Below are 12989 nucleotides of genomic sequence, written 5' to 3'. Positions count from 1 at the left end.
ATCAATCGCAGCGACGGCGTGAACATCAGTCGATGCGGCGACGGTGCGCCCATCGGGTGAGCGCGTTCCGATTCGACTGCTGGGTCTTTCGCAGCACATTCGACGCATGCGTCTCCACCGTCTTCACCGAGATGAACAGCGTCTCGGCGATCTCGCGATAGGTGTAGCCGCGGGCGAGCAGGCGCAACACCTCGAGTTCGCGCGGGGTCAGCGAATCCAGTTCTGGATCCAGCGGCGGCTCCGGCACCGGCGAGCGCCCGGTGAACGAGTCGAGCACAAAACCGGCCAGCCGCGGACTGAATACCGCGTCACCGCCGGCAACCCGCCGAATCCCCTCGGCCAACTCCGCCCCCGAGATCGTCTTGGTTACATAGCCTCTGGCGCCTGCCCTGATCACCGCGATCACATCCTCCGCCGCGTCGGACACGCTCAGCGCCAAACACACCGGCCCCTCCTCGATACCGGACAGCACCGCGACACCGCCGCCGTCGGGCATATGCACATCGAGCAGCACCACATCCGGTTTGGCCGCATTGATCCCGACGATCGCCTCGGCCACCCCGCCCGCCTCGCCGACCACCTCCATATCGGCCTCCCGGCTCAGCTCCGCGCGCACCCCGGAACGGAATACGGCGTGATCATCGACGAGAAAGACCCGCACGGTCACCTACTTCTCCTCAGCTGTCGGCGGCACCGCCACCCTGACGCGCCGAATGCCCGCGGGCTTTCGGCACTCCATCGGTACCACATCGATCGGGCGGGCCGGGAAACAATTCCGGGCAAGGGCCGAAAGGGTTCGGCCGCAATCGAACTCGACGCTCACCCCTGCGGGTGAACAATCGGCACCGGCACCGTGGGCGCCGTCGCCGAAACATCGTCGGCGGACGCGCTCGCCGAAACCCGATCGGCGGCGGGTTCGGTGATCGGTTCGGCCGCATCGCCGGAGTCGCTGCGCGGCATGATGATTCGCACCTCGGTCCCGCGGCCGGGGGTGGACAGGATCTCCACCGTGCCACCGCGCCGTTCGATCCGCGCGCGAATGGATTTGGCCAAACCCTGCCGGTCCTGCGGAACCGAGGAGATATCGAATCCGGTGCCTCGATCGCGTACGAAAATGCCGACCTGATGCGGTTCGGCCTCGGCGAACAGGTCGATCTCCGGCACGCCCGCGTGTTTGGCCGCGTTCACCAGCGCCTCCCGCGCCGCACCGAGCAATGCGGTGAAATGCTCCTTCGGCAGACCGGAACCGGTATCCCCGGTATCCATCGACACATCGCCGACGGTCACCGGGGCCACCTTCACCCCGTGCTGATCCTCCACCTCGCCCGCGATGGTGCGCAGTGCCGCCGCCAGGCTGGACTGCGCCGGAGCGGTGTCCTCGAACAGCCAGCGCCGCAGTTCGCGCTCCTGGCTGCGGGCCAACCGGACCACCTCCTGCTGATCGTGGGCCTGCCGCTGGATCAGCGCCAAGGTCTGCAAAACCGAATCGTGCAGGTGCGAGGCGATCTCCTCGCGCTCCTCATTGCGGATACGGGCCGCGCGCTCGGCATTGAGTGCCCGCACCGTGCGCAGCCACAGCGGCACCGTCAGCAGTCCGCCGCCGACCAGTGTGACGGCCACCGCGATCAGCGCCGAACCGAGCGAACTCAGATCGATCCTGGCCAGCACGATGACGCCGAGTCCGGCCACGATCAGCGTGGTGCCCGCGATGATCCGCGACCAGGTCACCACCGTGGGCTTGGTGGGCAGACCCAGCAGCGACTTGGGGCCTTCGGCGTCGTATTCGCGCCAAACCAGGGCCGCGCCGACCGCGACCACCACGATCGGCACGATCACATTGGCCGCGGACCCGCTGAACACCCAGGTGACCGCCACCGCGAGCCCCAGCCCGAGCAGGGCCAGCCCGATCGCCTGCCGCCGCTCCGCCCCCGAGGCCCGCGCCTGATCCTCACCGCCCGGCGTGAAGATCCACAGCAGCCCATAGGCGACGATGCCCGCGCCGGTCAGCGCGGCCAGCAGCACGAAGGCCATGCGCACCTTGAAGACGTCGACCCCGAGGTGATCGGCCAGACCGCCCGCGACACCACCGACCACCCGGCCGCCCGAGCGCCGTGACAGACGCGGCGACTGCGGCTGCGGCGCGTACAGCGGGACGGTCGCGGACCCGCCGCGAACCGCGCCGAATCCCCTGGTCTCGAAAACGGGAGCAGACGGATACATACCTTCGATCCTGGCATGTGGCGGGCGCGGTCAACCATCGGGAATGTCCCTGAATTCGACATCGGCAAATCCGGCGCAAGCCGAAGCGACTCCCGCGCATCGTGCGCATTCGCCGGTTCAGGGCGTGAATTCAGGGATGTCCCCGATGCGGCCCGATGCGGCCCGACGCCACCATTGATGCCATGACGAAATCAAGCTTCGGCGATCAGCTCCAGCAGATGTGGCACACGCGGCCCGTCCGGTTGCCGCGGCAGGGTCCGATCGCGGGCGTCGCGGCCGGATTCGGTCAGCGCTACGGCGTCGATCCGGTGCTGGTGCGGGTCGCCCTTGTGGTCGCGACCATTTTCGGCGGGGCGGGCATCATGCTCTACCTGCTGGCCTGGCTGCTGATGCCCGAGGCGGGCGGGGTGTCGGCCGTCGAAGGGCTGCTCGGCAAAGGCCACAGTTCGCAATCGACCACCAAAACCGTGGTGCTCGTCGTCGCGTTGGCCATCGCGGTCAGCACGGTGGGGCCGGTCGGCATCGGTTTCGGCGGCTCCGGGCTGATCAGTACGGCGCTGCTGCTCGCGAGCTGGTGGATGCTGCATCTGCGCACACCGCAGCCGCCGCCCGGCACCACCGCCTTCGACGTGCCCATGGACAGTGGGCTCAATGCGACCGGTTATCCGGGGGCCGTCTTCCCCACCGCGTACCGGAGCGCGAGCGATGCCTTCGCGACGGGCGTTCCGCCCACCGAGGTGTATTCGCCCTACACGAAGCTGCCCGATTCCTACGTCCCGGAACATCCGGTCGAGCCAACCCCCCTGGTCGAGGACGCGACGGTGGTGCTGTCGAAGGATATCGAGAACATCACCGACCGGGGAAAAGCGCCTGCCGAACCCGAATCGACGGGTGACGCACCGGCACAACACCTTTCGACGACAACCGTCGACTCGGGCGCGCCCACTGCCTCGGACCCGGCCGCCGTGCAGAACGACACCGAGCCGCCCGGCAACGACGCCCCGCGCTCCGATACGGGCGGCAAGGATGCCTCCCGAACCGGCGGATCGTTCTCCGGCGGCCCCGCCGCCCCGACCCGGACCACCCCGCCGTCCTGGGATCCGCTCGGTGTGGCTCCGCTCGCCTGGGATCTGCCGGATCCGACGCCGACGCGCACCGTCGTCGCACCACCCGCGGCGGTCAAGCGTCCGCGTTCCCGCCTGACCCCGATGGTGATCGGCCTTGCCATTCTCGCCGCCGCGGCGGCAGGCGCGGTCGCGGCGGGCGGGGCCGAATGGATGACACCCGGTCGGATCGGCGCGGTCGCCTTGGCGGTGATCGGTCTCGGCTTGGTGCTCGGCGCCTTCCTGCGACGCGGCTACGGACTGCTCGTGCTCACCGCGCCGCTGGCCGGATTCGTCATCCTGGCCTCGATCATCGGCCCGCTCGAGCTCAATAGCGACGCGGTCGGCGAGCACGCCTGGGCGCCCACTTCCATGGCCGATTTGCGGTCCAACTACAAGATGAGCATCGGCACGGGGACCCTTGATCTGCGCCGACTGGCGCTGACCGAGAACCGCACCGTCGATGTCACGGTCCGGATGGGCGAGGCGCGAATCCTGGTGCCCGACAACATGACCGTGCGCACCACCTGCACTATCCGGGTCGGCGACACGACCCGCTGCCCTTCGGGGATCACCGGCCCCAATAAGCCCAACGATCCGGTCCTCGATCTGAACATCAATGTCCGCACCGGAACCGCAGAGGTGGAACGTGGCCGATAACAGCACCGACAACAAGAAGGCCGGCGGCCCCTCCGCCATGCTCCTCATAGTCGGAGTCCTCGCCCTACTGGTCAGCATCTGGGCCTTGATCGGCCCCGCCGCCCTCCCCTTCGGCGGCATCCCCATCGGCTGGATCCTCGTCTTCACCGCCATAGTCGTAGGCGGCATCCTCGTCCTGACCCCCCGACGCAGGCGGTAGCCCCGAATATCAGAATGGCCCGTCTTCGGACGGGCCATTCTCATGCCGCATTCGAGTAGACTAACCTCTTAGCTAAGGAGGTCAGGTGGCAGCCGAACAGTTCAACATCCACGATGCGAAGACCCACCTCTCCCGGATCATCGACCGGGTCGAGCACGGTGAGGAGATCATCATCAGCCGGGCGGGCACGCCCATCGCGAAGGTGGTCCCGCTGCATCCGAGACCCGCGCGCAGCAGGCGCGGTTCGCTGCGCGGGCGGCTCCTGCTACATGCCGACTGGGACTCCCGAACCACCAACGACGCCATCGCCGACGACTTCTACAGCCGCTGATGCGCCTGCTCCTCGATACCCATGTCGTACTGTGGTGGCTCGCCGACGATCCCGCACTGCCGGAAGATCTGGCCGCCATTCTCGAAATCGAACCCGAGATCTACATCAGCGCGGCCACCGTTTGGGAGGTCGGTATCAAACAGGCCCTCGGCAAGCTCGACGGCCCCGCTGATCTTCCGGAGTTGGTGCGCGACAGTGAGTTCCATGTCCTGTCCATCACGGCTAACCACGCGATAGAAGCGGCGCGCCTACCGCTGATCCATCGCGATCCCTTCGACCGCATCCTCATTGCCCAAGCCAAACACGAAGGTCTGCGACTGGTCACCCGCGACTCTGTGATTCCGCGCTACGACGTACCGCTGTTGGGTGTCTGATCACCGAAACGCGGACCGCCCGCGCCTGGTTGGCGCGGGCGGTCGGGGTGTGGGTGGGGATCACTCCCACTCGATGGTGCCCGGCGGCTTGCTCGTTACGTCGAGGACTACGCGGTTGACCTCGGGGACCTCGTTGGTGATGCGGGTGGAGATGCGTTCGAGGACCTCGTAGGGGAGGCGGGTCCAGTCGGCGGTCATCGCGTCTTCGCTGGAGACCGGGCGCAGGACGATAGGGTGACCGTAGGTGCGGCCATCGCCCTGGACGCCGACGCTGCGGACATCGGCCAGCAGCACCACCGGGCACTGCCAGATCTGCTTGTCCAGACCGGCGGCGGTGAGTTCCTCGCGGGCGATGGCATCGGCTTGGCGCAGCGTGACCAGACGCTCCTCGGTGACCTCGCCGACGATCCGGATGGCCAGACCCGGACCGGGGAAGGGCTGACGGCCCACGATCTCCTCCGGCAGACCCAGTTCGCGGCCGACCGCGCGGACCTCATCCTTGAACAGCAGGCGCAGCGGCTCGACCAGCTTGAATTCCAGATCCTCCGGCAGGCCGCCCACATTGTGGTGACTCTTGATATTGGCGGTGCCCGCGCCGCCACCGGATTCGACGACATCCGGGTACAGCGTGCCCTGCACCAGGAACTCCACCTTGGCCGCTGTCACCTCGCCGCCGTGCCCGGCGACGACCTCGCCCACCGCGTCCTCGAACGAGCGAATGAACTCCCGCCCGATGATCTTGCGCTTCTCCTCCGGATCGGTGACGCCCTTCAGTTCACCGAGGAATTTCTCGACCGCGTCGACGGTGACCAGCCGGGCGCCGGTCGCGGCCACGAAATCCTGCTGCACCTGCTCGCGCTCCCCGGACCGCAGCAGCCCGTGATCGACGAACACACAGGTCAGCCTGTCGCCGATGGCGCGCTGCACCAGGGCGGCGGCCACCGCCGAATCGACACCGCCGGACAGCGCGCAGATGGCATAACCCGCGCCGACCTGTTCGCGCACGTTCGCGATCAGCGCATCGGCGATATTGGCCGCGGTCCAGGTGGCCGGGATCCCCGCCATCTCGTGCAGGAATCGGCTCAGCACCTGCTGACCGTGCGGCGAATGCAGCACCTCGGGGTGGTACTGCACACCGGCGAGCTTGCGCGCGCGATCCTCGAACGCCGCGACCGGGGCGCCCGCGCTGGTGCCGGTGACCTCGAAACCGGCGGGCGCGTCGGTGACCGCGTCGCCGTGGCTCATCCACACCGGCTGGATCTCGGGCAGACCACCGTGCAACATGCCACCGTCGGCACTGAATTCGGTGCGACCGAACTCGCGGGTGCCGGTGTGGGTGACGGTGCCGCCCAGCGCCCGCGCCATCGCCTGGAAGCCGTAGCAGATACCGAAGACCGGGATGTCCAGGTCGAACAGGCGCGGGTCCAACTGGGGCGCGCCCTCGGCGTACACGCTGGAGGGGCCACCGGAGAGAATGATGGCGGCCGGTCGACGCTCGGCGATCTCCTCCACGGTGGTGGTGTGCGGAATCACCTCGGAGTACACGCTCGACTCACGGACCCGGCGGGCGATCAATTGGGCATACTGCGCGCCGTAGTCGACGACAAGGACGGGCCTCTGGGATTCTGTCACGGCCACAGTCTAGTGAGCCGCTGATTCGCTCCGCGCACCCCCGTACGCTCGTTATTCTCTTGCTCGTGCCATTCGCCCGCGCGATCGACGCCGACATCCACTACGAGGACAGCGGAGGCGACGGGCCGGTGGTGCTGCTGGCACATGAATTCTTCATGGACCGGACCATGTTCGCATCCCAAATGGCCGCGCTGGCACCGGAATTCCGGGTCGTGGCCTGGGATGCGCGCGGCCACGGCCGCACCACCGATCAGGGTTTGCCCTTCACCTACTGGACCGCGGCCCGCGACGCGCTGACCATCCTCGACCATCTCGGCGTGCGCTCCGCGGTGGTCGGCGGCACCGCGCAGGGCGGATTCACGGCGCTGCGCACGGCGTTGCTGGCACCGGAGCGGGTCGCGGCGCTCATCCTGATCAGCACCGAGGCGCACGGCCCCACACCCGAACAGTCCTCGGCCACACACGAATTCCTCGACGAATTCTTCGACACGCACTCGCGCCTGAACGCGGTGAGCCGGCTCGCGTCCTGGTTGATCGGCGAGGAGGAATGTCATCGCGCGCCGTGGACCGAACGGTGGCTGGTGCGCGACCGCGAGGGTATCGAGGTGGCGGCGGGCTGTCTGCTCGGCCGCGACTCGGTGCTGCATCGGCTGGTCGATATCGCCTGTCCCGCACTGGTTATCCATGCCACCGAGAGCGGGATCGCCCGCGAACGCGCCACCCAGTTGGCGCGCGGCATCAACGGCTCCACCTATCTGGAGATCGCGGGCGCGCGCCTGGCCGTCACCATGACCCATTCGGGGCCGGTGAATCACGCCATCCAGCAATTTCTACGCGCGACAACCCCTCCCGCACAGACACCGTGAATCACGCACGGTGTCATACCGAGCGCGAAGCGCGGTGTCAGATCAAGCGCGAACGCTGAGCCCGACCTTCTGGAACTCCTTGAGATCGGAGTAGCCCGCCTTGGCCATCGAACGACGCAGGCCGCCAACCAGATTCAGCGAGCCGAACGGATCGTCGGAGGGGCCGTAGAGCACCCGCTCCAGGCTGGGTCGCACGAACTCACCGGACTCGGCGTCGTCGAGCCAGCCGTCGTCCACCGGGAGCAGCGCACCGCGCGGCACCGACGGGTGAGCGGCTGCCGAGGGCCAGTACCAGCCGCGACCGGGGGCCTCGGCGGCGACTGCCAGCGGATAGCCGAGCATGGCCGCATCCGCACCGCAGGCGATGGCCTTGGCCAGTTGACCGGAGTTCGCGATCTGACCGTCGGCGATGACGTGCACGTAGCGTCCGCCGGTCTCGTCGAGGTAGTCGCGGCGCGCGGCGGCCGCGTCGGCGATGGCGGTGGCCATCGGGACGCCGATGCCGAGCACCTCGCCGGTCGTGGTCGCGCCGGGGGTCGAACCGTAGCCGACGATGACGCCCGCCGCGCCGGTCCGCATCAGGTGCAGGGCGGTGCGGTGGTCGCTGACGCCGCCCGCGACGACCGGGACATCGAGGTCGGCGATGAAGGTCTTGAGGTTGAGCGGTTCGCCGTCGCCGACATGTTCGGCGGAGATGATGGTGCCGTGCACCACGAGCAGGTCGATTCCGGCCTGCACCAGGGCCGGGGTGAGCGCACGGGCGTTCTGCGGGCTGACCCGCACCGCCACCGTCACCCCCGCGGCCCGCACCTGCGCGACCGCGGCGGCCAGCAGATCCGGCTGCATCGGGGCGGCGTGCAATTCCTGCAGCAGCGCGATGGCCCGCTCGTAGCTGCCCTTGTCGACGAGTTCGACGATCTGGTCGATCTTGGCGGCGACATCGGTATGCCGAGCCCACAGTCCCTCACCGTTGATGACGCCGAGTCCGCCGAGCCTGCCGAGTTGGATGGCGAATTCGGGCGAGACCAGCGCGTCGGTGGGATGGGTCAGGAACGGGATCTCGAACCGGTAGGCGTCGAGCTGCCAGGACAGCGATACCTGCTTGGACGACCGCGTCCGCCGCGACGGCACGATATCGATATCGTCCAGCTCATAGGTACGCCGGGCGGTCCGGCCCATGCCGATCTCGACCATGTCGCGCACGCTTGTTCTCCTTAATATTGTCGATTCGCCGTGTTGGCACGGCATTCGCGGCGGCCCGGCTTCCGGGCGCGCGCCGACGACGCACTCGCGACGGGCGCGGCCCCGCTCTCGACCATGTCCTCGGACATGAGCGAGCCACCGACAGGCGGGCTACCCGCGAACAGGTCTCATCATGCACGGACCGCTAAGTCCAGTACATCGCCGTCAAGCGGGCTAGCCGCGACCAGTGTAGTTCGGCGCCTCGACGGTCATGGTGATGTCGTGCGGGTGGCTCTCCTTGAGACCGGCGGCGGTGATCTGCACGAACTGCTTCTGCTGCAGGTCGGCGATCGTCTGGGAACCGGTGTAGCCCATGGCCGCGCGCAGACCGCCGACCAACTGGTGGATCACCTGGTTGACCGGGCCGCGGAACGGCACCCGCCCCTCGATGCCCTCGGGGACCAGCTTGTCCTCGGCGAGTACGTCGTCCTGGAAGTAGCGGTCCTTGGAGTAGGACTTGCCCTGGCCCCGGCCCTGCATCGCGCCGAGCGAACCCATGCCCCGGTAGCTCTTGAACTGCTTGCCGCCGACCAGGATCAGCTCGCCGGGCGATTCGGCGGTGCCCGCCAGCAGCGAGCCGAGCATGACGGTGGACGCGCCCGCCGCGATGGCCTTGGCGATATCACCGGAGAACTGGATGCCGCCATCGGCGATGACCGGGACACCGTGCGGGCCGCACACGGCCACGGCCTCGAGGATCGCGGTGATCTGCGGCGCGCCGACGCCCGCGACCACGCGGGTGGTGCAGATGGAGCCGGGGCCGACGCCGACCTTGACCGCGTCCGCGCCCGCCTCGACCAGCGCGAGCGCGCCCGCGCGGGTGGCGACATTGCCGCCGATGATCTGGATGCGGTCGCCGACCTCGGCCTTTACCTTGGCGACCATCTGGAGCACGCCCGCCTGGTGTCCGTGCGCGGTGTCGACCACCAGCACGTCGACCCCGGCGTCGGCCAGCGTCATCGCGCGCGACCAGGCGTCCTCACCGACGCCGACCGCGGCGCCGACCAGCAGGCGGCCGTCGCGGTCCTTGGTGGCATGCGGGTACTGGTCGGTCTTGACGAAGTCCTTGACCGTGATGAGCCCGCGCAGCCGACCGTTGCCGTCGACGATGGGCAGCTTCTCCACCTTGTGGCGGCGCAGCAGGCCGAGCGCGGCCTCGGCGGTGACGCCTTCCTGCGCGGTGATGAGCGGCGCCTTGGTCATCACGTCGGCGACGCGGCGATCCTGATCGACCTCGAAGCGCATATCGCGGTTGGTGATGATGCCGACCAGCGCGCCCGTCTCGTCCACCACGGGCAGGCCGGAGATGCGGAAGCGGGCGCACATGGCATCCACCTCGGCGAGAGTATCGCTGGGGCGACAGGTGACCGGATCGGTGACCATACCGGCCTCGGAGCGCTTCACCGTCTCGACCTGCGCGGCCTGATCGGCGGCGGCCAAGTTGCGGTGCAGTACGCCCATACCGCCCGCGCGCGCCATGGAAATGGCCATGCGCGCCTCGGTGACGGTGTCCATGGCCGAACTCACCAGCGGGGTGCGCAGCGTGATCTCGCGGCTCAGCCGGCTCGAGGTCTCCACGGAACTGGGGATGAGATCCGAGGCGGCGGGCAACAACAACACATCGTCGAATGTGAGGCCGAGCATGGCGATCTTGTTCGGATCGTCGCCACCCGTACGAGGGCGGACTTCGATTCGTTCGCCCGTTACGGGATTACTCATTCGGATCGACCCCTCCTGGAACGTGAAAGGCACTGACGCCGGTTCGATCCGGCGTGGCGGACAGCAGCTGGAATGGACGGTGGAGGCCGGGCGAAGAATGTCGGGTACTCGCCTGCGCCTGTCCCCTATGGTATCTGTCCGGCAAATCACGCGAACAAGTGAGGCCACCACCGAAACTGGCAGCCCGCATCGCTGGCGCAGACCACCCTGTTCTGCGTACCGTGGGGATGTGCGTGACCATCTACCACCTGGCTTGCCGCCGGATCCGTTCGCCGGAGACCCCTCCGACCCGTCCGCCGCGCTCGATGCCATCGAGCCCGGCGAGCCGCTGGATCCCCACGAGCGCCTCGCGGTCGAGGAGGATCTCGCCGATCTGGCGGTGTACGAGGCGCTATTGGCCCATCGCGGTATCCGCGGTCTGGTGGTCAGCTGCGAGGACTGCCACCAGGATCACTACCACGACTGGGATATGTTGCGCGCCAACCTCCTTCAACTCCTGGTCGATGGCACGGTGCGCCCGCACGAACCCGCCTACGACCCGACGCCCGAGGCGTACGTCACTTGGGACTACTGTCGCGGCTACGCGGATGCCTCGATGAACGAGGCTTTCCACGGCGACGGATTCGACGGATTCGACAGCTGAGCCGGATCCCGCTCACGCGGTCGGTCTGCCACCTCACGAAATGTCGTGCGCGTCACGACCTTTGCCTTCGGCGTCGCTTTTCACCGGTACCCACCCACGCACTCGGTACCCGGCGAAGACAAAAAACCGACCGTCATTCGACGATCGGTTTCTGTCTGCGGCCGGAAATCTAGTTGCCCGAATGCTTTCCCACGCTGCCGCCGGTGCCCGAACTCACACTCACGCTCGGCTTGACCGGGGGCGGACCGCCCGTAGTGGGCTCCACCACTGTGGGCGAGGCCACGGTGGTGGGCACGACGACGGTCGGCGGCGGGTTGGCGCTGCTCGGCTCGTTGCCGGTGGTCGGCGGCGGGGTGGTGGGCGGATTCGACGGCCTGCCCGAGGTCGGACCGGTGGACGGCTTGCCGCCGGTGCTCGGCTCGGCGGGCGTCGTATTGCCCGTATCGCTCGCGGTGGTGCTCGGCTGACCCGAAGTTGTCCCGGAATTGCCGTCGGTGCCGGGGTTGGTCGTGCCGGTCCCGGTGCCGGAACCCGACGAACCGGTGGACGGCTGCTGATCGCCGCCCGGCCGCGGCGCGGTGGTGGCGATCGTCTGGACCTGCCTGGCGGCCTCCGGGGAGACCCTGCGCAACTGGTCGATCAGCGCGTTGAAGCGCTGCGCCAGCTCGTCCTGTTTCGCGGAGTCATTGACCTGGGTCGCATTGCGTCGCGCGGTATCCAGCTTGGTCCGGATCTGATCCGGATCCGCGCCACCCGCCAACATGGTCTGCGCCTCGGCCATATCGTCGCCCGCCCGCTGCACCACCGTGCTCTGCGCCTGTTCGCTGAACACGACCTCTTTGACCCGCCACAGCGGATCGCCGGGACCCGCGCTGTAGGAGAAGGCCGTCAAACCACCGATGACCAGGGCCAGCGCGGCCGCCGCCCCGGCGATCGGGCGCAACAACCGCAGGTTTCCCCTGGTGTGCGTGTGCATTCTGACCTGTCGAGCGCCGATCTCCTGATTGACCGCCGCGACGATCGCATCGAGGTCCGGTGCACTGGGTAGCGGGTCGGCTATCAGCTCCGCGCGCCAACTGGCCAGCAGGGTCGCGAGCTGATACTCCTCCGCGCTGTCGGTCGACACCGGCCCGTCGCCGGAGATGGCATCGATGAGCGCGTCGTCGCGGCGTACCGCGGCGATATCGACCGGCCCGGTATCACCGGATGACTCGGCGTAGGGACCGCTGTTCCGCGATCCACGCCGCGCCTTCCAGTCGCCCCGACCGCGCTCGCCATCCCTAGCCATACATTTCACCTGCCCTCGCCACTTGAGACTTGAGTTTCGCGAGTGCCCTGTGCTGAGCCACTCGTATAGCGCCCGCCGTACTGCCCACGGCGACCGCGGTTTCTTCCGCTGACAAACCCATGACCAGCCGCAGGATCAGGATCTCTCGATGCTTCTCCGGAAGTGTTGCCAGCAGTTTGTTCATCTGCCTGCTGGTCTCCGAATCGAGAGCGCGCTGCTCCGGCCCCTGGTCGGTGGATATGACATCTGGTACTTCGGCCATCGCCTCCGCCTTGTTACGGGCGGCATTGCGATGGGCGTCGGCGACTTTGTGCGAAGCGATTCCGTATACGAAGGCCATGAATGGTCTGCCCTGGTCTTGATACCGGGGCAGGGCTGTCATCACGGCCAGACAAACCTCCTGCGCAACGTCATCCGCGGAGAGCTGCCCACGCTCCGCGGAACCGATCCGAGCGCGGCAGTAACGCACCACCAGCGGACGGATCATCTCGAGTACCTGAGCTAAAGCGGATCTGTCGCCCTGCGCAGCGGCAGCGACGGCGAGGTCCAACTCTTCGCCCGTGTGCGTCATCGTCAGAGAATTTCCTGGCGTTACAGAGTGGCACGGCCGGTGATGACCAGTGCTTCCACCGGATCGGCGGAACGGGTCTAACAATAGCGATAGGTCTCGGGGAACCGGGCAACATGGTGTCCTTCCCGCTATCGGGATCGG

At 67.9% G+C, this 12989-nt stretch carries 13 protein-coding genes; 6 read left to right on the top strand and 7 right to left on the bottom strand.

The window, feature by feature from the left end; genetic code table 11:
- Positions 1-25: 25 nt before the first annotated feature.
- A complete protein-coding gene (locus D5S18_RS23805; RefSeq protein WP_120043486.1) occupies positions 26-661 on the bottom strand; it encodes a response regulator in 636 nt (211 codons plus the stop codon).
- Positions 662-819: 158 nt separating this feature from the next.
- Positions 820-2220, bottom strand: a complete 1401-nt coding sequence (locus D5S18_RS23800; protein WP_120043294.1) for an ATP-binding protein — start codon at positions 2218-2220, stop codon at positions 820-822.
- 182 nt (positions 2221-2402) lie between these two features.
- On the opposite strand from D5S18_RS23800, the gene D5S18_RS23795 reads away from it, so the two are divergent.
- From D5S18_RS23795 to D5S18_RS23780, 4 genes are all read left to right on the top strand, one after another.
- Positions 2403-3983, top strand: coding sequence for a PspC domain-containing protein (locus D5S18_RS23795; RefSeq protein ID WP_120043485.1), 1581 nt, complete (start codon positions 2403-2405; stop codon positions 3981-3983).
- The gene (locus D5S18_RS23790) at positions 3973-4182 is read left to right on the top strand and encodes a hypothetical protein (RefSeq protein WP_120043293.1); all 210 of its coding nucleotides are present in this window, start codon (positions 3973-3975) and stop codon (positions 4180-4182) included. The genes D5S18_RS23795 and D5S18_RS23790 overlap by 11 nt, the downstream gene beginning before the upstream one ends.
- A gap of 85 nt (positions 4183-4267) precedes the next feature.
- Positions 4268-4513, top strand: coding sequence for a type II toxin-antitoxin system Phd/YefM family antitoxin (locus D5S18_RS23785; protein WP_120043292.1), 246 nt, complete (start codon positions 4268-4270; stop codon positions 4511-4513).
- Complete coding sequence (locus tag D5S18_RS23780) at positions 4513-4887, top strand: type II toxin-antitoxin system VapC family toxin (protein WP_120043291.1); 375 nt, start codon at positions 4513-4515, stop codon at positions 4885-4887. Before D5S18_RS23785 ends, D5S18_RS23780 begins: the two co-directional genes overlap by 1 nt.
- A 60-nt stretch (positions 4888-4947) precedes the next feature.
- On the opposite strand, the gene guaA is transcribed toward D5S18_RS23780, so the two are convergent.
- Positions 4948-6525 (bottom strand): glutamine-hydrolyzing GMP synthase, encoded by a 1578-nt coding sequence (guaA, locus tag D5S18_RS23775; RefSeq protein WP_120043290.1) that lies wholly within the window; start codon positions 6523-6525, stop codon positions 4948-4950.
- A 59-nt stretch (positions 6526-6584) separates the two neighbouring features.
- Here guaA and D5S18_RS23770 point away from each other — a divergent pair, with 59 nt between their 5' ends.
- Positions 6585-7385 carry an alpha/beta fold hydrolase gene (locus D5S18_RS23770; RefSeq protein WP_120043484.1) on the top strand — a complete coding sequence of 267 codons (801 nt, stop codon included), beginning with the start codon at positions 6585-6587 and terminating at the stop codon, positions 7383-7385.
- A 42-nt stretch (positions 7386-7427) separates the two neighbouring features.
- On the opposite strand, the gene D5S18_RS23765 is transcribed toward D5S18_RS23770, so the two are convergent.
- Both D5S18_RS23765 and guaB read right to left on the bottom strand, forming a co-directional pair.
- Positions 7428-8588 carry a GuaB3 family IMP dehydrogenase-related protein gene (locus D5S18_RS23765; protein ID WP_120043289.1) on the bottom strand — a complete coding sequence of 387 codons (1161 nt, stop codon included), beginning with the start codon at positions 8586-8588 and terminating at the stop codon, positions 7428-7430.
- 213 nt (positions 8589-8801) lie between these two features.
- Positions 8802-10346, bottom strand: coding sequence for an IMP dehydrogenase (gene guaB, locus D5S18_RS23760; protein WP_282434873.1), 1545 nt, complete (start codon positions 10344-10346; stop codon positions 8802-8804).
- Positions 10347-10575: 229 nt separating this feature from the next.
- Here guaB and D5S18_RS23755 point away from each other — a divergent pair, with 229 nt between their 5' ends.
- Complete coding sequence (locus tag D5S18_RS23755) at positions 10576-10989, top strand: DUF5319 domain-containing protein (protein ID WP_120043287.1); 414 nt, start codon at positions 10576-10578, stop codon at positions 10987-10989.
- A gap of 169 nt (positions 10990-11158) precedes the next feature.
- On the opposite strand, the gene D5S18_RS23750 is transcribed toward D5S18_RS23755, so the two are convergent.
- Both D5S18_RS23750 and D5S18_RS23745 read right to left on the bottom strand, forming a co-directional pair.
- On the bottom strand, positions 11159-12277 hold the full coding sequence (locus D5S18_RS23750; protein ID WP_120043286.1) for an anti-sigma-D factor RsdA: 1119 nt from the start codon (positions 12275-12277) through the stop codon (positions 11159-11161).
- The gene (locus tag D5S18_RS23745; protein ID WP_120043285.1) at positions 12270-12848 is read right to left on the bottom strand and encodes a sigma-70 family RNA polymerase sigma factor; all 579 of its coding nucleotides are present in this window, start codon (positions 12846-12848) and stop codon (positions 12270-12272) included. Before D5S18_RS23745 ends, D5S18_RS23750 begins: the two co-directional genes overlap by 8 nt.
- Positions 12849-12989: the final 141 nt, after the last annotated feature.

The organism is Nocardia panacis, assembly GCF_003598715.1.
In the GTDB taxonomy this organism is placed as follows: Bacteria; Actinomycetota; Actinomycetes; order Mycobacteriales; family Mycobacteriaceae; genus Nocardia; species Nocardia panacis.
The sequence above is the reverse complement of the archived record's forward strand: the minus strand, read 5'-3'. Positions and strand labels throughout refer to the sequence as shown.

Coding starts and splice junctions, on each gene's coding strand:
- D5S18_RS23800 (WP_120043294.1), bottom strand. CDS start 2,220: ATGTATCCGTCTGCTCCCGTTTTCGAGACCAGGGGATTCGGCGCGGTT.
- D5S18_RS23795 (WP_120043485.1), top strand. CDS start 2,403: ATGACGAAATCAAGCTTCGGCGATCAGCTCCAGCAGATGTGGCACACG.
- D5S18_RS23780 (WP_120043291.1), top strand. CDS start 4,513: ATGCGCCTGCTCCTCGATACCCATGTCGTACTGTGGTGGCTCGCCGAC.
- guaB (WP_282434873.1), bottom strand. CDS start 10,346: ATGAGTAATCCCGTAACGGGCGAACGAATCGAAGTCCGCCCTCGTACG.
- D5S18_RS23750 (WP_120043286.1), bottom strand. CDS start 12,277: ATGGCTAGGGATGGCGAGCGCGGTCGGGGCGACTGGAAGGCGCGGCGT.
- D5S18_RS23745 (WP_120043285.1), bottom strand. CDS start 12,848: ATGACGCACACGGGCGAAGAGTTGGACCTCGCCGTCGCTGCCGCTGCG.